Here is a 24188-nt window from a genome sequence, read left to right as displayed (position 1 = left end):
TTCCCCCGTGCCGCGCCGGGTATACGAATCCGGCGTTCGACAGGAAAAAATGCGGCGGTGCCGGGGGTGAGGCAGGATAATTTACGGAGCCTCCCCTTGATTGGAGAAACGTCGTATGTCTACGGTGTCTTGACGCAAGCTTCTCCCGTGGAGGATGGGACATGACGGAAATTCTTGTGCAGGTGGGCGTGGAGGAGAGCGTTCCTCCGGCGAGCAGGGTGGTGGAGCACCCGGCGTGGCCCGTGCTCAAGGATGCCGTGGAGCGGATCCGGCCATGGCAGTCCAAGGACGGGTCGATCGACTTCGACGCCGAGGGTGCCCCCGAGCGGGCCGCCGCCCATGACGCCGTACGCCGCGTCACCGAGGCCGTGCGCGAGCTGTCCCCGCTGCTGCCGCACGACAGCGCCTACCACGAGGCACTGGTGGCCGACCTCGGCCGCTGGGTCGACGGAGGCTTCGAGGTGCCCGACTTCCTCGACTCCCTGCTGGCCTTCCAGCCCGCCGCGAACCGCGCGGACGGCCTCCAGCACCTGGTCGTCTTCCCGATGTACACGCAGAACGGCAACCCGGACCGCAACCTCGAAGCGGTCGTGCTGCGCATGGTCTGGCCCGACTGGCTGGCCGAACTGGAGCGCACCCGCTACGACAACCCGCTGTTCTGCGGCATCACCTTCGAGGACTTCACGGCCGGCTACGACACCAACTCGGCCGTCCTCTTCCCGGAGACCATCGCCGTGCGCGAGGCCCCCGAGCGCTTCTCCTGGGGCGGCATCTTCTGCGACCGCGAGGCCGCCCGCTTCCGCCGCGTCACCGAGGCCGCCGTGGACCTGCTGGGCCTGGAGCTGCCCGAGGACGTCGCCGCCATGGTCCACGACCAGAAGCGCTGCGAGGAGGCGTTCGTCCTGTGGGACATGGTCCACGACCGCACCCACAGCCACGGCGACCTGCCGTTCGACCCGTTCATGATCAAGCAGCGCCAGCCGTTCTGGATGTACGGCCTGGAGGAGCTGCGCTGCGACCTCACCGCCTTCAGGGAGGCCGTGAAGCTGGAGGCCGACGGCGTCCCGCAGGCCCGCGACGTGCAGTACGCGGTGCTCTTCGACCGCATGTTCCGCTTCCCGGTCACCGGCGAGCGGGTGCGCAACTACGACGGTCTCGGCGGCCAGCTCCTCTTCGCCTACCTGCACAAGCACGACGTCGTCCGCTGGACCGACAACAAGCTCTTCATCGACTGGCAGCGCGCCCCGCAGGTCACCAACCAGCTGTGCGCCGAGATCGAGAAGCTCTACCGCGACGGCATCGACCGCCCGAAGATCGTCCACTGGTTCGCCGGCTACGAGCTGGTCTCCACCTACCTCGCCCCGCACCCGGGCTCGAAGTGGGCCAAGGGCCCCGACGCCCTGGACCTGTCCCTGCCGCCGCGCAAACTCGTCGACGACGTGCTTCCGGACGAGTTTCCGCTGAGCATGTTCTACGAGGCCCTGTCCAAGAAGCTCAAGAAGGTGATCGCCTCCACCCGGGGTATCACCGCGGCGGCGGACGGCGCCGAGCGGGCCGCCGCGTGAGCGACGGCACCGGCGGGCAGGAACAGGCAGCACGGCAGCAGGCTCGGGAGGCGAGGACCATGGGGAACGGGGCGCTCGACGGCGCGGTGATCGCGGTGGCAGGGGCGGGCGGACCCGCCGGACGGGCCGCGCTGCTGCGGCTCGCCGAGGCGGGCGCGACCGTCGTCGGCGCGGACAACGACCCGGAGCGGCTCGCCGAGGCGGTGGACGCGGCCCGCTACGCGCACGGCGGTGCCACCGTCACCGGCGAGACGGTCGACCTGCTCGACCTGGACTCCACCCGGGCCTGGGCCGACCGCATCGAGCAGGAGTTCGGCCACGTCGACGGCGTGGTCCACCTCGTGGGTGGCTGGCGCGGCAGCAAGAGCTTCACCAAGACCGAACTCGGCGACTGGGACCTCCTGGAGAAGCTGCTCGTCCGCACCGTGCAGCACACCTCCCTCGCCTTCCATGAACCGCTCCAGCGCAGCGACCGCGGCCGCTACGTGCTGATCAGCGCGGCCGGCGCGTCCAGTCCCACCGCGGGCAACGCCGCCTACTCGGCCGCCAAGGCCGCCGCCGAGGCGTGGACGCTGGCGATGGCGGACTACTTCCGCAAGGCGGGGGGCGAGCAGGGGCCGATGTCGGCGGCTGCGATCCTGGTGGTCAAGGCGTTGGTGCACGACGCGATGCGCGCCGAGCGCCCCAACGCGAAGTTCGCGGGCTTCACGGACGTGCGTGACCTCGCCGAGGCCGTCGTCGGCGTCTGGGACAAGCCCGCCGCGGAAGTGAACGGAAACCGTCTGTGGCTGACCGAGAAGCCGTGAACCCCCCGAAGACCGACGCGCGTCGCCATCACGACCCCGAGGTCCGCGGTTTCGCCAGTGACAACTACGCCGGGGCCCACCCGGAGGTGCTCGCCGCCCTGGCGCTGGCCAACGGCGGGCACCAGGTCGCGTACGGCGAGGACGACTACACCGCCGACCTCCAGCGGGTGATCCGCAGCCACTTCGGCTCCGGCGCCGAGGCGTTCCCGGTCTTCAACGGCACCGGCGCCAACGTCGTCGCGCTCCAGGCGGTCACCGACCGCTGGGGCGCGGTGATCTGCGCCGAGAGCGCGCACATCAACGTCGACGAGGGCGGCGCCCCCGAGCGCATGGGCGGCCTCAAGCTGCTCACCGTCCCCACCCCGGACGGCAAGCTCACGCCCGACCTGATCGACCGGCAGGCGTACGGCTGGGACGACGAGCACCGGGCGATGCCGCAGGTCGTCTCGATCACCCAGAGCACGGAACTCGGCACGCTCTACACGCCCGACGAGATCCGCGCCATCTGCGAGCACGCCCACGCGCACGGCATGCGGGTGCACCTGGACGGCTCCCGGATAGCCAACGCCGCCGCCTCCCTGAACGTGCCCATGCGCACGTTCACCAACGCGGTCGGCGTCGACCTCCTCTCGCTCGGCGGCACCAAGAACGGCGCCCTGTTCGGCGAGGCGGTCGTGGTGCTGAACCAGGACGCGGTGCGCCACATGAAGCACCTGCGCAAGCTGTCCATGCAGCTCGCCTCCAAGATGCGCTTCGTGTCCGTCCAGCTGGAGGCGCTGCTGGCCAAGGACCTGTGGCTGCGCAACGCCCGGCACTCCAACGAGATGGCCCAGCGCCTGGCCGAGGGCGTGCGCGCCGTGCACGGCGTCGAGATCCTCTACCCGGTGCAGGCCAACGCGGTCTTCGCCCGGCTGCCGCACGACGTGAGCGAGCGCCTGCAGAAGCGGTTCCGCTTCTACTTCTGGGACGAGGCCGCCGGGGACGTGCGCTGGATGTGCGCCTTCGACACCACCGAGGACGACGTCGACGCGTTCGTGGCCGCCCTCAAGGAGGAGATGGCGCGCTGACGCGGGATCGCTCTGCGTCTGCATAGGTATGCGGTCACCTGAAAAGTCATTGACTGGTGGGTGATCGCTTTCCTATGCTCTGCGGGCATGGAGCTGATCCAGCAAACCCCTGACCTGTCCGCCTATCTGGCTGCCGACGAGGCCATCGACCACGAGCACCCGCGCGTCCGGGAGGTGGCCGGCCGATTGGCGAAGGATGCGGAGGACTCGTATGCCTATGCGCGGCTGGCCTTCGAGTTCGTGCGCGACACCATCCCGCACTCACAGGACTCCGGGGACCCGCGCGTCACCTGGCGGGCCTCCGACGTCCTGGAGCGGCGCACCGGCATCTGCTACGCCAAGGCCCATGCGCTGGCCGCGCTGCTGCGGGCCGAGGACATCCCCACCGCGCTGTGCTACCAGCGGTTCGACGTGGTGCACGGACTGGTCGCCGTACGCCTGGACGGCGCCTGGCACCGGCAGGACCCGCGCGGGAACAAGCCCGGCGTGAACGCGCAGTTCTCCCTGGACGGGGAGCGACTGGCCTTCGCGCCGGACCACGCGGCGGGCGAGGCGGACTACCCGGAGCTGTACGCGGCGCCGCACCCGGCGGTGCTGGACGTCCTCAAGGCGGCCACCGACCGCCCGCACCTGTGGCAGACCCTCCCCGCCGCGCTCTGAGGCGCCCGGCTCAGTGTGCCTGGGCCGTGCGCAGCTGCTCGGGCGTCGGGGCGGTACCGCCCAGGTGGGCCGGCATCCACCAGGTGTCGTCGGCCCCCTTGGGGCGCACCGGGTAGGCGCGCTGCGCGGCCTCCAGCAGCTCCTGCACCCGCTCGCGCAGCCGCCGGGTGATGGCGCCCGCGTACTGCTCGCGGGAGGCCTCCATCGCCTCGCCGACCCGGATGGTGATGGGGGTGTGGCTGCGCTTGAAGTTGCGCGGGTGGCCCTTGGTCCACAGGCGCTGGGTGCCCCACAGGGCCACGGGGACCAGGGGGACGCCCGCCTCCTGCGCGAGCCGCGCGGCTCCCGACTTGAAGCTCTTCAGGGTGAACGACTCGGAGATCGTCGCCTCGGGGAAGACGCCGACGATCTCACCCGACTTCAGCGAGTCGAGGGCGTGCGCGTAGGCCGCCTCGCCCTGCTTGCGGTCGACCGGGATGTGCTTCATCCCGCGCATCAGCGGTCCCGAGATCCGGTGCCGGAAGACCGACTCCTTCGCCATGAAGCGCACCAGCCGCTTCTGCGGCAGCGCGGCCAGGCCGTCGAAGATGAAGTCCAGGTAGCTGATGTGGTTGCTCACCAGCACGGCGCCGCCCGAGCGCGGGATGTTCTCCGATCCCTGGCAGTCGATCTTGAGGTCCCACGCCTTGAAGAGGGTGCGGGCGAGACCGATCACCGGGCGGTAGACGAGTTCTGCCATGGGCGGGTCGAACCCTTCCTTGTCAGCCTGGGAAGGGGGCTCCCAGTCGAAAGTTACGCACCCGTAGGTTTACGGGCTTGTCGCAGATCGTGCCCCAAGAACGGCCGGTGTACCAGCCTTGGTGCCCGTGCGCGGCGAGATCCTCATCACTTGCCCGGCCTCCTGTGGCCGAAATGCGACGGTGAGCGGGAATCTCCGGCGCTCCGCGAACGCTGCACCTTCGGAGTACCGAACCGGTGGCGTGCGGGGTACGCGCGCCCATGAGTGCCGCGCTGGCGGCGGAACGGGGGCACGCCGGTGCGCGGCCAGGACGACCACGGGCGGGCGGCGGCCGCCGCCCAACGGCTGGACGCGGCCGATCTCGGTGCGGAACTCGGCGCCCGCGCGACGCTCGTTCAGTTCTCCAGCGCCTTCTGCGCGCCCTGCCGCGCCACCCGGCGGGTACTGGGCGAGGTGGCGGGCCTGGTCCCCGGCGTCGCCCACGTCGAGATCGACGCAGAGGGCCATCTGGAACTCGTCCGCGCGCTCGACGTGGTCAAGACCCCCACGGTGCTGGTCCTGGACGCCGACGGCCGCGTCGTGCGGCGTGCCGTCGGGCAGCCGAGCAGGGCGGACGTGATCGCCGCGCTGGGCGAGGCGGTGTGACAAGCGCCACCCCGCCGGTGAGGTCCTGTCCACAGCCTCCACATCCCGGGACGTAATTGACTGTGTGTGCCACCCGTCGTCAGCCCGCCCCCATGCCCCGCTCGCCGTTTCCGGGACCGAGGCGCAACGCAGAAGGGCCATCCCCTATGACGGCCACACCCGGCCTCGCCGCACCACGGCCCGCCACCGGCGACCTGCTGCGGTCCGTCTTCCGGCGGCACGCGGCGGGCGTCGCAGTGATCACAGCGCGGGGTCCTCGCGGCCCGGTCGGCTTCACGGCCACCTCCCTCACCTCCGTCTCCGCCCGCCCGCCGCTGCTCTCCTTCGGTATCGGCACCGGCTCCTCCAGCTGGCCCGCGGTGTCCGAGGCCGAGCACGTCGGCGTCCACGTGCTCGGCGAGCACCAGGAGGAGCTGGCGGCCACCTTCGCCCGCAGCGGCGCCGACCGCTTCGCGGCGCCCACCGGCTGGCGGGAGGGCCCGCAGGGGGTGCCCGTGCTGGACGGCGTGCTCGCCTGGCTCGTGTGCCGTGTGGTGGGCCGGGTGCCCGCGGGGGACCATCGGATCGTGCTGGCGGAAGTCCTCCTCGGCGATTCCGCCGGAGCCGGTGAGCCGCTGCTGTACCACCAGGGGCGTTACCGGGGCCTGCGCGACTGACCGGTCGGCGCGACGGCTTCTGCGAGGGTGTCGGGTTCCGGTTACGCTGCGTTGCGAAGGTCACAGTTCAAAGCGCTTGCTTAGCGGGCAGGAACTGGATGTACTGACGAGTAATATTCCGGGCGGAGCGCAGGTCGCCCCGACCGGGATCGGCCGCTTGGGGCGCCTATGCTGCCTGCAAGAGGCAGCACAGAAATGTCGACGCAGTAGGAGAGCCGGCGTGAGCTTGAGGATCGTTGTCACTGTGAAGTACGTGCCCGACGCCACTGGCGACCGGCACTTCGCCGATGACCTGACCGTCGACCGGGACGACGTGGACGGTCTGCTCTCCGAGCTGGACGAGTACGCGGTCGAGCAGGCGCTGCAGATCTCCGAGAATTCCGACGACGACGTCGAGGTCACCGTCCTGACGGTGGGCCCGGAGGACGCCAAGGACGCGCTGCGCAAGGCGCTGTCCATGGGCGCCGACAAGGCGATCCACGTCGAGGACGACGACCTGCACGGCACCGACGCCATCGGCACCTCCCTGGTGCTGGCCAAGGCGGTCGAGAAGGCCGGTTACGACCTGGTCGTCTCCGGCATGGCCTCCACCGACGGCACCATGGGCGTCGTCCCCGCGCTGCTCGCCGAGCGTCTGGGCGTGCCGCAGGTGACGCTGCTGTCCGAGGTCTCGGTCGAGGGCGGCACGGTGAAGGGCCGCCGTGACGGCGACTCGGCCACGGAGCAGCTGGAGGCGGCGCTGCCGGCGGTCGTGTCGGTCACCGACCAGTCGGGCGAGGCGCGTTACCCCTCCTTCAAGGGCATCATGGCGGCCAAGAAGAAGCCGGTGGAGTCCTGGGACCTGTCCGACCTCGACATCGACGAGGACGAGGTCGGTCTGGAGAACGCCTACACGGTCGTCGAGTCGGCCGCCGAGCGTCCGGCGCGCACCGCGGGCACGATCGTCAAGGACGAGGGCGAGGGCGGCAAGCAGCTCGCCGAGTTCCTCGCGGGCCAGAAGTTCATCTGAGGCCCCACCCCCCTCACCGCCCCTCATCTTCCGCAAGCAGGAGAGAAGAAGTCCCATGGCTGAAGTTCTCGTCTACGTCGACCACGTGGACGGTGCCGTCCGCAAGCCGACCCTGGAGCTGCTGACGCTGGCCCGCCGCGTCGGCGAGCCCGTCGCCGTCGCGCTGGGCGCCGGCGCCGGTGACACCGTCGCCGCTCTCGCCGAGCACGGCGCGGTCAAGGTCCTCACCCACGAGGCCGCCGAGTACGCCGACTACCTGGTCGTCCCGAAGGTCGACGCCCTCCAGGCCGCCCACGAGGCCGTCTCCCCGGCCGCCGTGCTGGTCCCGTCCTCCGCCGAGGGCAAGGAGATCGCCGCCCGTCTGGCGCTGCGCCTGGGCTCCGGTGTCATCACCGACGCCGTCGACCTGGAGGCCGGTGACGAGGGCCCGGTGGCCACGCAGTCGGTGTTCGCCGCCGCCTTCACCACCAAGTCCCGTGTCTCCAAGGGCACCCCGGTCATCACGGTCAAGCCGAACTCGGCCGCCGTGGAGGCCGCCCCGGCCGCCGGTGCGGCCGAGGCCCTCTCGGTCACCTTCTCCGCCGCCGCGACCGGGACCAAGGTCACCTCGCGCACGCCGCGCGAGTCGACCGGCCGCCCGGAGCTGACCGAGGCCGCGATCGTGGTCTCCGGCGGCCGTGGCGTCAACGGCGCGGAGAACTTCGCGATCATCGAGGCGCTCGCCGACTCGCTCGGCGCGGCCGTCGGTGCCTCGCGCGCCGCGGTGGACGCGGGCTGGTACCCGCACACCAACCAGGTCGGTCAGACCGGCAAGTCCGTCTCCCCGCAGCTGTACATCGCCTCCGGCATCTCGGGCGCGATCCAGCACCGCGCCGGTATGCAGACCTCGAAGACGATCGTGGCGATCAACAAGGACGCCGAGGCCCCGATCTTCGAGCTGGTCGACTACGGCGTCGTCGGCGACCTCTTCGACGTCGTCCCGCAGCTCACCGAGGAAGTCAAGACCCGCAAGGGCTGAGCCGCCCCGTCGCACCGCACACCGAGGCCCCCGGTGACGTCCACGGACGTCGCGGGGGCCTCGGTGTACGCACAGGATGGTGTTGACCGGCGAGAGAGCGGCAGATAACTTCACTCTACGGATAAGTGATTCCGTTCAGCGGAAAAATGAACATCAGGAGGGTGTCGAATGGGTCAGCAGGAGAAGGTGGCAACGAGCCTCGCGGGCGCCGTCGGCGAGGAGATCAGTGCCTCCCTCGCACCGGTCGACGCGGAGCTGGAGCGCCGCTACCCCGGAGACCCGGGCACCCGCCAGCCCGTCCACACCGTCTATGTCCCCGGCGACGTCTTCGCCGCCGACACCGTCCGCTCCTGGGGCGACCGGGCCCTCGCCGCGCTCGACGAACACGCCCCGGACGCCGCTTCCTTCGCCGCCGTGCTGGGTCTCTCCGACGACCTCGCCGAGCCCGTGTACACCCGCGTGCGCGCCAAACTGGAGCGCGAGCCGATCGAAGACCTGCGCGTCGACTTCGAGGACGGCTACGGCAACCGCTCGGACGCCGAGGAGGACGAGGCGGCCGCCCGCGCCGCCCGCCTGATCGCCGAGGCGTACGAGCAGGGCACGGCCGCCCCCTACATGGGCATCCGCATGAAGTGCATGGAGGCTCCGGTGCGCGCCCGTGGCATCCGCACCCTCGACGTCTTCCTCAGCGGCCTGATGGAGGCCGGCGGCCTGCCCGAGGGGCTGGTGCTCACCCTGCCCAAGGTGACCTACCCCGAGCAGGTCACCGCCATGGTGCGGCTCCTGGAGGCCTTCGAGAAGGCGCGCGGCCTCACGCCCGGCCGGATCGGCTTCGAGATCCAGATCGAGACCAGCCAGTCCATCCTCGCCGCCGACGGCACCGCCACCGTCGCCCGCATGATCCAGGCCGCCGAGGGCCGCGCCACGGGGCTGCACTACGGCACCTTCGACTACAGCGCCTGCCTCGGTGTCTCCGCCGCCCACCAGGCCAGCGACCACCCGGCCGCCGACCACGCCAAGGCGGTCATGCAGGTCGCCGCCGCCGGCACCGGCGTACGCGTCTCGGACGGCTCGACCAACGTCCTGCCGGTCGGCCCCACCGCGCAGGTGCACGACGCCTGGCGGCTGCACTACGGCCTCACCCGCCGCGCCCTGGCCCGCGCCTACTACCAGGGCTGGGACATGCACCCCGGCCACATCCCCACCCGGTACGCGGCCGTCTTCGCCTTCTACCGCGAGGGCTTCGAGCAGGCCGCCGCCCGCCTGGCCCGCTACGCCAACCGCACCGGCGGCGACGTCATGGACGAGCCCGCCACCGCCAAGGCCCTCAGCGGCTACCTGCTGCGCGGCCTGGACTGCGGCGCCCTCGACATCGGCGAGGTCGCCCGGCTGACCGGCCTGACCCGCGCCGACCTGGAGGGCTTCTCCGGCCCGCGACGCGGCGACCTCACGGCATCGGCGCACTAGGTCCCGCCGACGGCGTCCGGCTCCCCGCGAAGGGATCGTCCGGGCCTGAGCCCACGTACCGCTCCAGGCCGGACGCCGTCACCCGCTTCTCCTCGGCGAACAGCCGCGTCCCCCGGTCGCACAGCCGCCGGTCCGCCCGCGCCCGCGCGCAGAACTCCTCGGGCGTCACCCCGAACAGCTCACGCAGCCGCGCCGAACCGCGCAGCAGTTCGGTGATCAGGGGGCGTTGCGCCCCGGGATGGCGCCGCGGCGCGCCGGTGCCGTCGTGCAGCACGCCGTGGCGGTTGACGTACGCGTACGCGCCGCGCAGCACCGAGCCGTCCCCGGGCTCGACACGCACGTCGGGCGCGGGCAGCCAGACGCGGTCGAAGTTGCCGCCCGCCATCGGCACGCCCTCGCTGGCGTCGATCACCGCGAGCTGCTCGGCGTCGAGCCACAGGACGAACAGCTCCCGTACGACGCCGGGGGCGCCCACCGGCGAGGCGGACACGTAACCCATGCGGCTCACGTGGGCGGAGACGCCGATGTCCAGCCCGGTGACGCGCGACCTGACCATCGGGACCGGCGAGGCGATCCCGAACTCGGCCATCTTGTGCCGCAGCTGGCCGGGGCTCGCGTTGGAACCGATCGCCAGCACCGGGACCCGGCCGTCCCCCTCCTCGTACACCGCCCGGTCCAGCGGCAGCAGCCGGTCCCCGACCAGCAGCCCGGACTCCCGGGGCCACGCGCCCGGGTACAGCAACGGCTCCTCGCGCGGCACCCCGGCCAGCCCGAGCGCGTCCAGCGTGCGGTCCTGGCCGGGCGGCCGCGCGGACGGCCCGCCCTCGGTCGGTGCTGGCGACACGGTGTGTTTCCTCCCGGTGGCACGGACGGGCGGGACGGTGTGTCCGGCCGCCCGGGCGGTGGGGGACCGGCTCGGACGCCGCACCGACGCCCGGGTCCGCGCGGTCGTCCGGCGCGGCGGATCAGTCCGACGGCGGCAGCTCGCCCGAGCCGCGGGTGACCAGCCTGGTCGGCAGTTCGATGCGGTCGGGGGCGAGGAGGGTGCCGTCCAGCTGCCGGAAGAGCCGCTCGGCGGCGGTGCGGCCGAGGGCGGACGCGTCCTGCGCGACCACGGTGACGCCCGGCTGGAGCAGGTCGGCCAGCTCGATGTCGTCGAAGCCGACCAGGGCCACGCCCCGGGTGTGCTCGGCCAGGACCCGGATCACGGTGACCGTCACCCGGTTGTTGCCGGTGAAGATCGCGGTGACCGGATGCGGGTCGGCGAGCATCTCCTCGGCCGCCCGGCGCACCCGCACCGGGTCGGTGACGCCCAGGGACATCCAGGAGTCCTTGACCGGTATACCGGCGTCCTCCATGGCGGCCCGGTAACCGCGCAGCCGCTCGGCGGCCGTGTGGATGCGGGGCATGTCGCCGATGAAGCCGATCCTGCGGTGCCCGTGCGCGATCAGGTGGGCCACGCCGTCGCGGGCACCGCCGAAGTTGTCCGAGACCACCACGTCCGCGTCGATCCGGCCCGCCGGACGGTCCACGAACACCGTGGCGACGCCCGCCTTCAGCTCGGGCTCCAGATACCGGTGGTCGTCCCCGGCGGGGATCACCACGAGACCGTCCACGCGCCGTGCGCACAGTGCAAGGACCAGCTCCTGCTCGCGGTCCGGGTCCTCCGCGCTGGACCCGTTGATCAGCAGGGCACCGTGCGCGCGGGCCACCTCCTCCACGGCACGGCTGAGCGGCCCGTAGAACGGGTCGGCCAGATCCTCCAGGACCAGGCCGATGCTCGCGGTGCGGCCCTTGCGGAGCACCCGTGCGCTGTCGTTGCGGCGGAAGCCCAGCGCGTCGATGGCCTCCTGGACGCGGCGCTCGGTCTCGGGAGTGACGCCGGGCTCCCCGTTGACCACCCGGGAGACGGTCTTGAGACCCACCCCGGCCCGGGCGGCGACGTCCTTCATGGTCGGGCGGTTGCCGTAACGGTTCCCCGGGAGGCGGTCTGCGCGGCGGGTCGTGTCGGGCACGATGCGGTGTCCTGTCCTGTCGTCCACGGGATTGCGTCGGCTCCTGCTGTCCGGGGGGATGTGTCGGTCATGGGCTTGTATGAGGATGTGGCGTCGAGCATAGAGCCTGGACAACGTTGTCAGATGCGGGAGACACTGTCCATCGCACTCTGCCGGTCCTCGCCCCCACCGCGGGACCGGTCGCTGCGCGCTCTTGGGTACGACTTTTCGCTTTCGGTCCGACGGGGAGATCCGACTCTGATGCACACCGACCTCGTGGCAGCGCTGGACATCGGCGGCACCAAGATCGCCGGCGCTCTGGTGGACGGCCACGGCCGCATCCAGGCGCGCGCACAGCGTGCGACACCCGCCCGGGAGGACGGTGACACCGTGATGGGAGCCGTCGAGGCCGTGCTCGCGGAGCTGACCGCGTCGCCGCTGTGGGGTCGGGCCACGGCCGTCGGCATCGGCAGCGCCGGTCCGGTGGACGCCTCGACCGGCACCGTCAGCCCGGTGAACGTGCCCGGCTGGCGCGACTACCCGCTGGTCCGACGGGTCCGGGACGCCGTCGGCGGTCTGCCCGTGGAGCTCATCGGCGACGGGGTCGCCATCACGGCCGCCGAACACTGGCAGGGCGCCGCCCGCGGCCACGACAACGCCCTGTGCATGGTGGTCTCGACCGGCGTCGGCGGCGGTCTGGTGCTGGGCGGCCGGCTGCACCCCGGACCGACCGGCAACGCCGGGCACATCGGCCACATCAGCGTCGACCTGGACGGCGACCCCTGCCCGTGCGGTGCGCGCGGCTGCGTGGAGCGCATAGCGAGCGGCCCCAACATCGCCCGCCGCGCCCTCGACGCCGGCTGGCTGCCCGGCCCGGACGGCGACACCTCCGCCGCCGCGGTCGCCGCCGCGGCCCGCCTCGGGGACCCCGTCGCCGTCGCCTCCTTCGAACGGGCCGCGCAGGCGCTGGCCGCCGGCATCGCCGCCACCGCGACTCTCGTCGAGATCGACATCGCCGTGGTCGGCGGGGGAGTGGGCAAGGCGGGGGACGTCCTGTTCGCCCCCCTGCGCAAGGCCCTCACCGACTACGCGACGCTGTCCTTCGTCCAGCGGCTCGCCGTCGTCCCCGCCCAGATGGGGACGGACGCCGGGCTGGTCGGCGCGGCCGCGGCGGCGCTCTCGCGGACGACGACGGCGACCGCCGCGCACGTCTGATCCCCGGGCGACGGGTACGCCTCGGTGTCGTCGTACGAGGCTTCCCCGGCGCAGACCGTGACCCCCGCGCGGCGGCGTAGTTGAACCGGGCATGAAGAAGCGCAGCATGCTCGCCCTCGCGTCCCTCGCCACCGGCTTCGTCGTCGCGGCCGTCACCCCGTCCCACGCCGCGCCGAGCGACCTCCCGCTCGGCCTCGGGGTGGACGACACCGTCAGCACCCTGGAGGACACCGTCGCCACCGAGAGCCTGACCCTCGACGACGACGCCCTGGGACAGCTGGGCTGACACCCTCGGCCGGGCCGCTGCGCCCGGCCCGGTCCACGCGGCGCCGGTGCCCCGGGAGGGGGTCGGCGCCGCTGTCATATGCCCTTTCTCCCGCCCCCGACCGGACTGGTTTCCGTGGCAGGGTGAAGCGGGCAAGCCACAGGGGGCCAACAGAAGAGGGGGACCTGTGACCGTCGTCTGGATCAACGGCGCGTTCGGTGCGGGGAAGACCACCACCGCACGGGAACTGATCGAACTGATCCCGAACAGCACGCTCTTCGACCCCGAGGTCATCGGCGGGGCGCTGGCGCAGCTGCTGCCGCCCAAACGCCTGGCCGAGGTGGGCGACTTCCAGGACCTGCCGATCTGGCGCCGACTGGTGATCGACACGGCGGCCGCACTGCTCGCCGACCTCGGCGGGACGCTCGTGGTCCCGATGACCCTGCTGCGCCAGGAGTACCGGGACGAGATCTTCGGCGGTCTCGCCGCCCGCCGGATCGAGGTCCGGCACGTCCTGCTGGCCCCGGCCGAAACGATCCTGCGGGAGCGAATAGCGAGCCGCGAGACACCGGACGACCCGCCGGACGGCGAGACGCGGGTCCGGCAGTGGTCCTACGACCACATCGAGCCCTACCGCGCCGCTCTCGCCTCCTGGCTCACCGCCGACGCCCATCCCGTCGACACCGGCACCCTCACCCCGTACGAGGCTGCCGTCCGGGTCGCCGAGGCCGTCGGCACGGGCGCCGTACCGGCCTGCGAGATCGTGCAGACACCGGAACCCACCGGCGAGACCGTCGCCGCCGGGGTCCTGCTCTTCGACGAGCGGGACCGGGTGCTGCTCGTCGACCCCACCTACAAGCCCGGCTGGGAGTTCCCCGGCGGTGTCGTCGAACCCGGCGAGGCACCGGCCCGGGCCGGCATGCGTGAGGTCACCGAGGAGACCGGGCTCAGCCTCGACGACGTACCGTCCCTGCTGGTCGTCGACTGGGAACCGCCGGCGCCCCCCGCCTACGGCGGCCTGCGGCTGCTGTTCGACGGCGGCCGACTCGCCACCGCGGACGCCGGGCGGGTGCTGTTGCCGGGACCCGAGCTGCGCGACTGGCGCTTCGCCACCGAGGACGAGGCTGCCGCCCTGCTGCCCCCGGTCCGCTACGAGCGGCTGCGCTGGGCGTTGCGGGCCCGGGAGCGCGGTGCGGCCCACTATCTGGAGGCGGGCACGCCGGTCGGCTGACGTCGGCTCGCCGCCGGGCGGGTGCTGTTGCCGAGGCCCGAGCTGCGCGGCTGGCGTTTCGCCTCCGAGGACGAGGCTGCTGCCCTGCTGCCCCCGGTCCGCTACGAGCGGCTGCGCTGGGCGTTGCGGGCCCGGGAGCGCGGTGCGGCCCACTATCTGGAGGCGGGCACGCCGGTCGGCTGACGTCAGTCCGTCGCCCCGTACGTCCGCGCCGAAGCCCGCAGTACCTCCCCGGCCCGCGCGGTCACCGGATCCCCGTGGCCGAAGCAGGCCACCTCCGTGTCGAGGGCCGCCAGCCGCCCGAAGGAGGCGACGGCCCGGTCCCGGTCGAGGTTGAACACGCCGAGCAGCACACCGCCGTCGACCGGCGAGGCGGCGACCGCGTCCCCCGTGAACAGCACCCCGTGGGCCGGGAGGTGCAGCGCGATGCTCCCGTCCGTGTGACCCGGCGCGTGCACGACCCGGGCCCCGCCGCCGAAGTCCAGGACGTCACCGTCCACCACCTCGGTCACCCGGGCCGGGCGGGCGAAGTCACCTCGCGGGAGCAGGCGCAGGGCGTTCTCGTGCAGCGGGCGCTCCCAGTCCTCGAGCACGGGCGGCGGACCGGGTACCTCGCCCCGCACGAAGGGCGCCTCCAGGGCGTGCGCCACCACCTCGGCCCCGGTGAGCGCGGCGGCCTCCTGCGCCCCGCCCGCGTGGTCCTCGTGGAAGTGGGTGAGCACGACACGCCGTACGCGGCCGACGGCCCGCGCGGACTCGGCGACGCGCGCACCGTACCCGGCCGGTCCGGCGTCGATCAGCGTCACCTCGTCCCCGTCGCGCCAGAGGTAGGCCTGACCGACCGGGAAACGCAGCAGACTCAGGCGCGGGAGGAGTTCGACGACGTCCATGGGACGACCGTAGGCGGGGCCCCGCCCGGCGGCGAGGCCCCTCTGCCGACGGCAGAACCCGGAACGCGACCCGGCTCAGCTCGCCGCGTAGTTGCGCAGGAAGTGCGCCTCCGCCACCGACAGCCGCTCCAGCTCCTCGGGGGACACACTCTCGTTCACGGCGTGGATCTGGGCCTCCGGCTCGCTCAGGCCGATCAGCAGGATCTCCGCATCCGGGTAGAGGGCCGCCAGCGTGTTGCACAGCGGGATGGAGCCGCCCTGACCGGCGTACTGCATCTCCTCACCCGGGTACGCCACCGCCATCGCGTCCGCCATGGCCTGGTACGCCGGGCTCGTGGTGTCGGCGCGGAACGGCTGGCCCTGGCCGATCTGCTCGACGGCGACCCGCGCGCCCCACGGCGTACGGGCCTCCAGGTGGGCCCGGAGCAGCTTGGTGGCCTCGGCGGCGTCCACACCCGGCGGCACCCTGAGGCTCACCAGCGCCCGCGCGCCCGCCTGCACCGACGGGGTGGCGCCGACGACCGGCGGGCAGTCGATGCCGAGCACCGTGACGGCGGGCCGCGCCCAGATCCGGTCGGCGACCGAGCCGGAACCGATCAGCTCCACGCCGTCCAGCACCCGCGCGTCCCGGCGGAACTGCTCCTCGTCGTAGGCGAGGCCCTCCCACGTGTTGTCCGCCGCCAGCCCGTCGACGGTCGTCGAGCCGTCCTCGGCGCGCAGCGAGTCCAGTACGCGGATCAGGGCGGCCAGCGCGTCGGGCGCCGCACCGCCGAACTGGCCGGAGTGCAGGTTGCCTTCGAGCGTGTCGACCTGCACGCGCAGCATGGTCATGCCGCGCAGCGTGGAGGTGACCGTCGGCAGACCGACCCGGAAGTTGCCGGCGTCGCCGATGACGATGGTGTCCGCGGCCAGCAGCTCGGGGTGCGCCTCGGCGTACCGCTCCAGGCCGCCCGTGCCCTGCTCCTCCGAACCCTCGGCGATCACCTTGACGTGCACCGGCACGCCCCCGTTCGCCTTCAGCGCGCGCAGGGCCAGCAGGTGCATGAGCACGCCGCCCTTGCAGTCCGCGGCGCCCCGCCCGTACCAGCGGCCCTCCCGCTCGGTCAGCTCGAACGGCGGAGTGGCCCAGCCGGCCTCGTCCAGCGGCGGCTGCACGTCGTAGTGGGCGTAGAGCAGCACCGTCTTCGCGCCCTCGGGCCCCGGCAGGTACCCGTACACCGACTGCGTGCCGTCCGGCGTGTCCAGCAGTTCCACGTCCTGGAAGCCCTCGGCGCGCAGGGCCGCCGCTATCCAGTTGGCGGCCCCCACGCTCTCGCTGCGCGGGAACTGGTCGAAGTCGGCCACCGACTTGAAGGCCACCAGCGCGGCCAGTTCCTCCTTCGCGCGGGGCATCAGCGAAGCGACGGTCTCGGCGACCGGGTTCGACGACATGGGCACGCTCCTTGTGGGTGCGACGTTGTACCAAGGAGTACTTGGAATGACCGGCCGATCCTCCCACAGTGGCCTGCGGCGATGCCCGCCGTAGGATGCGGGGGTCAGGTGCGGCATGCGGTTTGATCGGAGCAGTAGACCATCGTGAGCAGCGAGAACTCTTCGGCGGACGACGCGCGTCAGGTCTGGGACGTGGTCGTGGTGGGCGCGGGACCGGCAGGGGCCTCGGCCGCCTACGCGGCGGCGGTCGCGGGGCGGCGCGTGCTGCTGCTGGAGAAGGCGGAGCTGCCCCGCTACAAGACATGTGGCGGCGGCATCATCGGTCCCTCGCGCGACACCCTCCCACCCGGCTTCGAGCTGCCCTTCCGGGACCGTGTGCACGCGGTGACCTTCTCGAACAACGGGCGCTTCACCCGGACCCGGCGCTCCCGGCAGATGCTGTTCGGGCTGATCAACCGGCCCGAGTTCGACCTGCAGCTCGTCGAGCACGCCCAGAAGGCGGGCGCCGAGCTGCGCACCGGGGCGACCGTGACCCGGGTGGAGCAGCACGGGTCGGCGGTTCCGGACCGGCGCACGGTGGCCGTCGTCCTCCAGGGCGGCGAGACGGTCCTGGCCCGGGCCGTCGTCGGCGCGGACGGCAGCGCCAGCCGCATAGGCGCGCACGTCGGGGTGAAGCTCGACCAGGTCGACCTCGGCCTGGAGGCGGAGATCCCGGTGCCCGAGACGGTCGCCGAGGACTGGAAGGGCCGGGTGCTCATCGACTGGGGCCCGATCCCCGGCAGTTACGGCTGGGTCTTCCCCAAGGGCGACACGCTGACGGTCGGGGTGATCTCGGCGCGCGGCGAGGGCGCGGCGACCAAGCGGTACCTGGAGGACTTCGTCGCCCGGCTCGGGCTGGCCGGGTTCGAACCCAGCGTCTCCTCCGGCCATCTGACCCGCTGCCGCGCGGACGACTCGCCGCTCTCGCGCGGCCGGGTCCTGGTCTGCGGGGACGCGGCCGGGCTGTTGGAGCCGTGGACCCGCGAGGGCATCTCCTTCGCGCTGCGCTCGGGACGGCTCGCGGGGGAGTGGGCGGTGCGCATCTCCGAGGCGCACGACGCCGTGGACGCGCGCAGGCAGGCCCTGAACTACGCCTTCGCGATCAAGGCCGGTCTGGGCGTGGAGATGAGCGTCGGCAAGCGGATGCTGACGGTCTTCGAGCGTCGGCCGGGCCTCTTCCACGCGGCCCTGACCGGCTTCCGCCCGGCCTGGAAGGCGTTCAAGGACATCACGCAGGGCTCGACCTCGCTGGGTGAGCTGGTCCGCAGCCACCCGCTGGCGCAGCGGGCGCTGGGAGCGATGGACCGGCGGCCCGCGCCCGCCGAGCCGGCCGAGCCGTCCGCGCCGTCCACGGGGGAGGAGACCGGCGCCTGACCACCGGCGGCCGTACTTCGCCGGGAGTACGTGTGGTCACCACGCGCGGGTGACGCCGCCCGCGGGGCCCGGCGTCTAGCGTGGCGGACATGGACGGACAGCGCGAGCGCGCGGGCCGGGCGCCGCAGTGGTGGCGGCACGGGCCCCCGTGGTGGACCCTGCGGGGCGACGAGGAGCGGCGTCCCCGGTGGCCCTGGCGCTCCACCGCGCTCGTCACGGCGTTCGTGCTGTTCGGCTCGAACTTCGCCGCCCACGCGCAGGAGGGGGAGCGGGCGGCCCTCGACCCCTTCGCCCGCACGCTGCTGTTCGTGACGGGGGCCGCCCTGCTCTGGCGGCAGCGCCACCCGGTGCCGGTCGTGTTCGGCACGGCGGTCACCACCCTGCTCTACCTGGGCGCCGGATACCCCTACGGCCCGGTGTTCGTGGCCGTCGCGGTGGCCTGCTTCAGTGCCCTCGTCGCCGGGCACCGCAAGGCCGCGTGGACGGCGATGGGGACCCTGTGGGCGGGGCACGCCCTCGTGGCGCACTGGCTCTACCGGTGGCTGCCGCCGCCCGGGGACTCGGCCGCGCCCTGGGGGCAGGAGGTGGTGATCGCCGCCTGGGTGGTGGCTGTCGCGGCCCTGTCGGAGCTGGCCAGGGCCCGCCGCGAACAGTGGGCGCGGGAGCGGGCCGAGCGGGCCCAGGCGGCGCGGCGGCGCGCGGACGAGGAGCGGCTGCGGATCGCCCGTGAACTGCACGACGTACTCGCGCACAGCATCTCCGTCATCAACGTGCAGGCCGGTGTCGGACTGGCCCTCCTGGACACCGACCCGGAACAGGCCCGCGCCGCGCTCGGCACCATCAAGGACCAGAGCAAGGAGGCGCTGGGCGAGGTGCGGCAGGTTCTCGACACGCTGCGCACGCCCGGGGACGCGCCGCGCGCTCCGGCCCCCGGCCTCGACCGGCTCCCCGAACTGGTCGAGCAGGCGGCGAGCGCGGGCCTCACCGTCGAGGTCGAGGGGAAGCCGCCGCGCCTGTCGCCCGGTACCGACCTGGCCGCGTTCCGCATCGTGCAGGAGGCGCTCACCAACGTCGTACGGCACTCCGGTTCCCGGCACGCGCGCGTCCGCCTCGAACGGGACGGGGGCACGCTGCTGCTGCGCGTCGACGACGACGGCCCCGCGACCGGCGCCGACGCGGGCGGCAGCGGCAACGGGCTGGCCGGGATGCGGGAGCGCGCGGCGGCACTGGGTGGCACCATCGAGGCGGGCCCGCGTCCGGACGGCGGCTTCCGGGTGCTGGCGGCCCTGCCGATCGACGTGAAGAGGGCGGCCACGTGACCCGTACGGCGCAGGCGAAGGAGGACGACCGGTGATCCGTGTACTGCTCGCCGACGACCAGTCACTGGTCCGGGCCGGTTTCCGGGCCCTGCTGGACGCGCAGGCGGACATCGAGGTGGTCGCCGAGGCCGCCGACGGCGAGGAGGCGGTGCGCTCGATCCGCGCTCTGCGCCCGGACGTCGTCCTCATGGACATCCGCATGCCCCTGCTCGACGGCCTCGCCGCCACCCGCCGGGTCACCGGCGACCCGGGGCTGCGCGAGGTGAAGGTGGTCATGCTCACCACCTTCGAACTCGACGAGTACGTCTTCGAGGCGATCCGTTCCGGGGCCTCCGGCTTCCTGGTCAAGGACACCGAACCCGAGGAACTCCTGCGCGCCGTGCGGGCGGTGGTGGACGGGGACGCGCTGCTGTCGCCGGGGGTGACGCGCCGTTTGATCGCCGAGTTCGCGGCGCGATCCAAGGAGCCCGCGGCGGTCGGCGAGATGGCCCGGCTCACCGAGCGGGAGCGCGAGGTGATGGCCCTGGTCGGCATCGGACTGTCCAACGAGGAGATCGCCCGCCGGCTGGTCGTCAGCCCGCTGACCGCCAAGACCCACGTCAGCCGCACCATGGTGAAGCTGGGCGCCCGCGACCGGGCGCAACTGGTCGTGCTGGCCTACGAGTCGGGTTTGGTGCGGCCGGGCTGGCTCGGCTGACCACCGCGCTCGAACCGGACCAGCACGCTCACCACCCGGACGAGGAACACCACCACGGCCGACACCGTGCCCGCCCCGACGAGCGCGGTGCGCACCCCGCCCGTCGGACCGAAGAGGAACGCGGGCCCCGCCACCGCCCCGAACAGCACCGCCGCCGCGAACGCCGCACTGCACAGCGCGTAGCCGATCTCGACCGTGACGGCGTCGCGCTCGGCCTGCGTGCGCCGTCGCCCGTAGCTGTCCATGTCGCCAAGTCTCCCAAAGGGGGCGGGGTTTGGGCAGTGCGGTGACCGTCGCGACGGGCTCTGCTACGGTGCGCGGATGGCGGCGAAGAAGGCCGAACAGGCGCTGGTGGGGCGGTGGCGCTCGATCCTGGTCCTCCACGCCCGCGTCCAGTGCGAACTCGACCGTGCGCTGCACGGACACGGGCTGTGCGGAAGCGACTTCGAGGTTCTCGACGTCCTGGCCGGGTCACCGGACGAGGGTCACGGCTCCCGCGGATACCGCGTCCAGCAGATCTCCGAGCGAGTCCACCTCAGCCAGAGCGCGTTGTCGCGGCTGGTCGACCGGCTGGAGAGGGACGGCCTCGTCGAGCGCGCCATGTGCCCCGAGGACCGGCGGGGCGTGCGGGTGGCGCTCACTCCGAAGGGGCGCGCCAGGCACGGCGAGGCGCTCCCGGTGCAGCGGGCGGTGCTGCACCGGCTGCTGGCCGGCTGACGGACGCCGCCGCCCGGCTCACCTCCAGGTGACGCCCGACCGCTCGCGCCACAGCGCGGCGAGCGAACCGTCGCCGGTCACCTCCGGGAACGGCCGGCGGTTCCACAGCGCCGGGTAGAGCAGCGCGGCGGGGCCGGACAGCTCGCAGTCGGCGTCCCCGGCGTCCTCCCGCACGGCCACCGGCGGCTGCGCGGACAGCCGTACGGTCCACACGGCGTCCGGCGCGTCCGTCGCCCGGACCCGCAGCGTGCGGGGCTCCTCGGTGCGTACGGCGCTCTTGTCACGGGCGTGGAAGGCGCACAGCAGTTCGTCGACGCCGTCCACCGCGAAGTCCACGCCGACGCCGGTGGGTTCACCGCCGCGGGCCGACTCGGCGTCGATCCGGTGCACGGCCGTCTCGTGGGCCTGCCGCCGGGCCCAGAAGGCCAGCGGTGACGGCGCGGGCAGGAAGTGCCAGCACCGCACGTCGGGCGAGGCGCCCGCGAGAGTGTCGACGAGCCGCCCGTGCCCCTCCCGGAACCAGGTCAGGAGCGGAATGCCGTCGAGGTCGGTGAGGTCGTCGGCGGGCCGGGGACCGGTGTGCCCCTCGGCGACGAACGCCGTCGCCCAGCGGTGCACCATCCCCGTGTGCCGCAGCAGGTCCCGCACCCGCCAGCCGGGGCAGGTCGGCACCTCGGCGTCACTGCCCGCCGCCTCGGCGGCCGCGGCCAGCAACACACCTTCACGGTCCAGGATCTCGACGTACGCGGCGGTCTTCATGGCAGGTGAGTCTGCCGCACGGAGCGGACTCGACGGCAGGTCCCGCCGGCACATTTCCCACGGGGCCGCACGGACCGGCTCAGCCGGGAACCGCCGCGCGCCGTGTCGCGACCGCGATCAGCACCGCCACCGCCGCGAGGGCGGCCACGCTGGTGAGGGCGGCGGACAGGGACAGCCAGTCGGCCATGAAACCGATCGCGGGCGGACCGAGCAGCATGCCGCCGTAGCCCAGGGTGGACGCGGTCGCGACACCGCTGGGGCCGCCGAGCGCGCCGGCCCGCTCGATGGCGACCGGGAAGATGTTGGCGAGCCCGAGGCCGGTGATCGCGAAGCCGAACAGCGCCACCCCCACGGAGGGGGCGAGCGAGCCGAGCAGCATCCCGGCCACCGCGGTGGTGCCTCCGGCCACCACCGTGGCCGTCCGGCCCAGGCGTTCCAACAGCGTCGTCCCGGTCAGCCGCCCGACGGTCATGGCGAACGCGAAACACGAGTAGCCCGCCGCCGCCAGGCCCGGGGAGGCGTCGAGGTCCTGCTCCAGGTGCAGGGCGCCCCAGTCGGCCATCGCGCCCTCGCCGTACGCCGTGCACAGGGCGATCAGCCCGAAGGTGACGACGAGGCGACGGGTACGGCGGTCCGGGCGGTGCGGGGTGCCGTCCGGCTCGGGCGTGCGCTCCGGCGGCGCGGCGGGCTCGCAGCGCAGCAGGGCACGGCCCGCGAACAGGGTGACCAGCAGGCCGGTCACGGTGAGGACGAACAGGTGCCGCGTCGGCGACAGCGTCCCGGCGACCAGCCCGCCGAGCCCCGCGCCGACCATGCCGCCGAGGCTGAACGCCGCGTGGAAGCTGGGCATGATGGGGCGTCCCAGGACGGCCACCAGATCGACGGCGGCGCTGTTGAAGGCGACGTTGATCCCGCCGTACGCGCTGCCGAAGACCAGCAGTACGGCGCCTAGGGCGAGCGCCGAGTGGGTGAGCGGGGGCAGGGCGATGCTGAGGCAGAGCAGGACCGCGCAGGCGACGGTGACGGGGTGGCTGCCGAAGCGGCGGACGAGTCGTCCGGTGAGGGTCATGGTGACGACGGCGCCCGCCGAGACACCGAGCAGGGCGAGGCCCAGGGCGCTGGCGGAGGCGCCGGTCTGCTCCTTGATGGCGGGGATCCGGACCACCCAGCCGGCGAAGACGAAGCCGTCGAGGGCGAAGAAGGCGGTCAGGGCGATGCGGAGACGGGTGAGATCGTCGCGGGTGCCCGGCACGGCGTTGTGCGATCGGGCTTTGTTTATTTGCGGCACAAAGTCAGGCTAGGTGCCGGGCGGGGGACGCGGCAAGGGCGCCGGGGCGGGGGAGGGGCGTCCGGGCGGGGCCGGACCGGGGCGGGGAAGGGGCGTCCGGGCCGGGGCGGAGGGGTGGCGGGCGGCCGTCAGTCGACCGGTGCCCCCACCGTGCTCTGCCGCACCAGCAGCCGGTGCGGCGCCTTGGTCTCCGTCGGCGCGGGCGCCGAACCGTCGATCACGCCGAGCAGGGTGCTGACCGCCGTGCGCGCGATCGCGGCCTTGTCCGGGGCGACGGTGGTCAGCGACGGCGAGCTGTACCGGCCCTCCTGGATGCCGTCGACCCCGACGACGGCGATGTCGTCGGGCACCCGTACACCGGCCCGGGTCAGGGTGTGCATGGCGCCGATGGCCAGCAGGTCGTTGTAGCAGAAGACCGCGTCGGGCGGCTCGGGCAGGGCGAGCAGGCGCTCCATGGCCTCGGCGCCGAGGTGGCGGTGGAAGCGCGGGGTGGGGACGATCAGCTCCTCGTCGACGGTGAGACCGGCCCGTTCCAGTGCCTGGCGGTATCCCGTCGTCCGCAACTGCGCGGTCTCGCCGGTGCTGTAGGGCTGGTCGCCGATGGCCGCGATGCGCCGACGGCCGAGGCCGATCAGGTGCTCCGTCGCCTCTCGGGCCGCGACGATGTTGTCGATCGCCACGTGGTGGAAGCTGCCGTTGAAGATGTGCTCGCCGAGCAGCACGACGGGCACCCTGTTGGTGCGCCGGCGCAGCTCGTCGGCGGAGATGGACAGCGGGCTCAGCAGCAGGCCGTCGAACATCGTGGCGCGGGACTCGCGGCCCAGCAGCTCCCGCTCGCGGTCGCCGTCGCCGTCGGTCTGGTCGAGCATCACCACGTACCCGTGGGTGCGGGCCGCGGTGATCACCTCGCGGGCCAGTTCGGCGAAGTACGGCACGTCCAGCTCCGGGACGACCAGGGCGATCATGCCGCTGCGGCCCCGGCGGAGATTGCGGGCCACCAGGTTCGGCCGGTAGTCGAGTTCGTCGAGCGCGGCCTGCACCCGCACCCGCAACTCGTCGGAGACGGGCACCGAACCGTTGACCACGTTGGACACGGTGCGAATCGAGACTCCGGCGCGTCGGGCGACGTCGCGGAGTGTGGAGCCGGCCATCCAGTTCCCCCTCACGGCCCTCGCGGGGCATCGGTCGGCAGCATCTCGCGTTCGCGCCGGTGCGGACCAGCGCTGAGGCAGGTTGATGTTACTCAGCTATTGCATCGTTGCAAAATGCGCAGCATCATCTCTGCATCGTTGCAAAGTGCGGGCGGCGGAACGGGCCACACGTGTGCCGTCGCGCCG

General features: G+C 73.0%; 26 protein-coding genes. 17 read left to right on the top strand and 9 right to left on the bottom strand.

Annotation, left to right across the window (positions count from 1 at the left end):
* The first annotated feature begins 161 nt into the window (after positions 1-161).
* The 4 genes from ACGH52_RS05910 to ACGH52_RS05895 all read left to right on the top strand — a co-directional run bounded on the left by ACGH52_RS05910 (position 162) and on the right by ACGH52_RS05895 (position 4098).
* Positions 162-1565, top strand: coding sequence for a DUF6421 family protein (locus ACGH52_RS05910; protein WP_399938040.1), 1404 nt, complete (start codon positions 162-164; stop codon positions 1563-1565).
* Between the two features lie 59 nt (positions 1566-1624).
* Positions 1625-2371 (top strand): SDR family NAD(P)-dependent oxidoreductase, encoded by a 747-nt coding sequence (locus tag ACGH52_RS05905; RefSeq protein ID WP_399938038.1) that lies wholly within the window; start codon positions 1625-1627, stop codon positions 2369-2371.
* Complete coding sequence (locus tag ACGH52_RS05900) at positions 2368-3438, top strand: low specificity L-threonine aldolase (protein WP_121702975.1); 1071 nt, start codon at positions 2368-2370, stop codon at positions 3436-3438. Before ACGH52_RS05905 ends, ACGH52_RS05900 begins: the two co-directional genes overlap by 4 nt.
* Before the next feature lie 87 nt (positions 3439-3525).
* A complete protein-coding gene (locus tag ACGH52_RS05895; protein WP_171987033.1) occupies positions 3526-4098 on the top strand; it encodes a transglutaminase family protein in 573 nt (190 codons plus the stop codon).
* A gap of 10 nt (positions 4099-4108) precedes the next feature.
* On the opposite strand, the gene ACGH52_RS05890 is transcribed toward ACGH52_RS05895, so the two are convergent.
* Positions 4109-4837, bottom strand: a complete 729-nt coding sequence (locus ACGH52_RS05890; protein ID WP_052837115.1) for a 1-acyl-sn-glycerol-3-phosphate acyltransferase — start codon at positions 4835-4837, stop codon at positions 4109-4111.
* 264 nt (positions 4838-5101) lie between these two features.
* Between ACGH52_RS05890 and ACGH52_RS05885 the strand changes: the two genes are divergently transcribed.
* From ACGH52_RS05885 to ACGH52_RS05865, 5 genes are all read left to right on the top strand, one after another.
* On the top strand, positions 5102-5482 hold the full coding sequence (locus ACGH52_RS05885) for a TlpA family protein disulfide reductase (RefSeq protein ID WP_399938036.1): 381 nt from the start codon (positions 5102-5104) through the stop codon (positions 5480-5482).
* Positions 5483-5628: 146 nt separating this feature from the next.
* A complete protein-coding gene (locus tag ACGH52_RS05880) occupies positions 5629-6138 on the top strand; it encodes a flavin reductase family protein (RefSeq protein WP_399938034.1) in 510 nt (169 codons plus the stop codon).
* A 220-nt stretch (positions 6139-6358) separates the two neighbouring features.
* The gene (locus ACGH52_RS05875; RefSeq protein WP_059297456.1) at positions 6359-7147 is read left to right on the top strand and encodes an electron transfer flavoprotein subunit beta/FixA family protein; all 789 of its coding nucleotides are present in this window, start codon (positions 6359-6361) and stop codon (positions 7145-7147) included.
* A 55-nt stretch (positions 7148-7202) separates the two neighbouring features.
* The gene (locus ACGH52_RS05870; RefSeq protein ID WP_399938032.1) at positions 7203-8165 is read left to right on the top strand and encodes an electron transfer flavoprotein subunit alpha/FixB family protein; all 963 of its coding nucleotides are present in this window, start codon (positions 7203-7205) and stop codon (positions 8163-8165) included.
* A 168-nt stretch (positions 8166-8333) separates the two neighbouring features.
* A complete protein-coding gene (locus ACGH52_RS05865; RefSeq protein ID WP_059297454.1) occupies positions 8334-9632 on the top strand; it encodes a DUF6986 family protein in 1299 nt (432 codons plus the stop codon).
* Here ACGH52_RS05865 and ACGH52_RS05860 read toward each other — a convergent pair.
* Both ACGH52_RS05860 and ACGH52_RS05855 read right to left on the bottom strand, forming a co-directional pair.
* Entirely contained in the window at positions 9613-10476 is an 864-nt protein-coding gene (locus ACGH52_RS05860; protein WP_399938029.1) for a hypothetical protein, read from the bottom strand. The genes ACGH52_RS05865 and ACGH52_RS05860 overlap by 20 nt on opposite strands.
* 121 nt (positions 10477-10597) lie before the next feature.
* A complete protein-coding gene (locus tag ACGH52_RS05855) occupies positions 10598-11674 on the bottom strand; it encodes a LacI family DNA-binding transcriptional regulator (RefSeq protein WP_059297452.1) in 1077 nt (358 codons plus the stop codon).
* Between the two features lie 213 nt (positions 11675-11887).
* On the opposite strand from ACGH52_RS05855, the gene ACGH52_RS05850 reads away from it, so the two are divergent.
* The 4 genes from ACGH52_RS05850 (at position 11888) to ACGH52_RS05835 (ending at position 14520) form a co-directional block, all read left to right on the top strand.
* On the top strand, positions 11888-12841 hold the full coding sequence (locus ACGH52_RS05850) for an ROK family protein (RefSeq protein ID WP_076973146.1): 954 nt from the start codon (positions 11888-11890) through the stop codon (positions 12839-12841).
* Between the two features lie 91 nt (positions 12842-12932).
* Positions 12933-13127: a hypothetical protein gene (locus ACGH52_RS05845; RefSeq protein ID WP_076973145.1), complete on the top strand. Its 195-nt coding sequence runs from the start codon at positions 12933-12935 to the stop codon at positions 13125-13127.
* 166 nt (positions 13128-13293) lie between these two features.
* Entirely contained in the window at positions 13294-14337 is a 1044-nt protein-coding gene (locus ACGH52_RS05840) for an NUDIX domain-containing protein (protein WP_399938026.1), read from the top strand.
* 27 nt (positions 14338-14364) lie between these two features.
* Positions 14365-14520 (top strand): hypothetical protein, encoded by a 156-nt coding sequence (locus tag ACGH52_RS05835; protein ID WP_399938024.1) that lies wholly within the window; start codon positions 14365-14367, stop codon positions 14518-14520.
* A 2-nt stretch (positions 14521-14522) separates the two neighbouring features.
* Here ACGH52_RS05835 and ACGH52_RS05830 read toward each other — a convergent pair whose 3' ends face one another.
* Together ACGH52_RS05830 and ACGH52_RS05825 are read right to left on the bottom strand one after the other, a co-directional pair.
* Complete coding sequence (locus ACGH52_RS05830) at positions 14523-15227, bottom strand: MBL fold metallo-hydrolase (RefSeq protein ID WP_121702970.1); 705 nt, start codon at positions 15225-15227, stop codon at positions 14523-14525.
* Between the two features lie 75 nt (positions 15228-15302).
* Positions 15303-16658, bottom strand: a complete 1356-nt coding sequence (locus ACGH52_RS05825) for a dipeptidase (RefSeq protein WP_121702969.1) — start codon at positions 16656-16658, stop codon at positions 15303-15305.
* A 144-nt stretch (positions 16659-16802) separates the two neighbouring features.
* Between ACGH52_RS05825 and ACGH52_RS05820 the strand changes: the two genes are divergently transcribed.
* From ACGH52_RS05820 to ACGH52_RS05810, 3 genes are all read left to right on the top strand, one after another.
* Positions 16803-18071, top strand: coding sequence for a geranylgeranyl reductase family protein (locus ACGH52_RS05820; RefSeq protein ID WP_121702968.1), 1269 nt, complete (start codon positions 16803-16805; stop codon positions 18069-18071).
* A gap of 89 nt (positions 18072-18160) precedes the next feature.
* Positions 18161-19390 (top strand): sensor histidine kinase, encoded by a 1230-nt coding sequence (locus ACGH52_RS05815; RefSeq protein WP_076973403.1) that lies wholly within the window; start codon positions 18161-18163, stop codon positions 19388-19390.
* A 31-nt stretch (positions 19391-19421) separates the two neighbouring features.
* Positions 19422-20087 (top strand): response regulator transcription factor, encoded by a 666-nt coding sequence (locus ACGH52_RS05810; protein WP_121702967.1) that lies wholly within the window; start codon positions 19422-19424, stop codon positions 20085-20087.
* On the opposite strand, the gene ACGH52_RS05805 is transcribed toward ACGH52_RS05810, so the two are convergent.
* The gene (locus ACGH52_RS05805; protein ID WP_121702966.1) at positions 20048-20332 is read right to left on the bottom strand and encodes a DUF6332 family protein; all 285 of its coding nucleotides are present in this window, start codon (positions 20330-20332) and stop codon (positions 20048-20050) included. The genes ACGH52_RS05810 and ACGH52_RS05805 overlap by 40 nt on opposite strands.
* 76 nt (positions 20333-20408) lie before the next feature.
* Here ACGH52_RS05805 and ACGH52_RS05800 point away from each other — a divergent pair, with 76 nt between their 5' ends.
* The gene (locus tag ACGH52_RS05800; RefSeq protein WP_121702965.1) at positions 20409-20804 is read left to right on the top strand and encodes a MarR family winged helix-turn-helix transcriptional regulator; all 396 of its coding nucleotides are present in this window, start codon (positions 20409-20411) and stop codon (positions 20802-20804) included.
* Between the two features lie 18 nt (positions 20805-20822).
* Here ACGH52_RS05800 and ACGH52_RS05795 read toward each other — a convergent pair whose 3' ends face one another.
* From ACGH52_RS05795 to ACGH52_RS05785, 3 genes are all read right to left on the bottom strand, one after another.
* On the bottom strand, positions 20823-21563 hold the full coding sequence (locus ACGH52_RS05795) for a maleylpyruvate isomerase family mycothiol-dependent enzyme (RefSeq protein ID WP_121702964.1): 741 nt from the start codon (positions 21561-21563) through the stop codon (positions 20823-20825).
* 79 nt (positions 21564-21642) lie between these two features.
* Positions 21643-22815, bottom strand: coding sequence for an MFS transporter (locus tag ACGH52_RS05790; RefSeq protein ID WP_399946646.1), 1173 nt, complete (start codon positions 22813-22815; stop codon positions 21643-21645).
* Between the two features lie 164 nt (positions 22816-22979).
* The gene (locus ACGH52_RS05785) at positions 22980-24002 is read right to left on the bottom strand and encodes a LacI family DNA-binding transcriptional regulator (protein WP_399938021.1); all 1023 of its coding nucleotides are present in this window, start codon (positions 24000-24002) and stop codon (positions 22980-22982) included.
* Between the last annotated feature and the right edge of the window lie 186 nt (positions 24003-24188).

The sequence above is a fragment of the Streptomyces sp. BBFR25 genome, assembly GCF_044590125.1.
GTDB classification, from domain to species: Bacteria; Actinomycetota; Actinomycetes; order Streptomycetales; family Streptomycetaceae; genus Streptomyces; species Streptomyces canus_D.
Note: the sequence above shows the minus strand (reverse complement) of the source record. Positions and strands in the feature narration are given on the sequence as shown.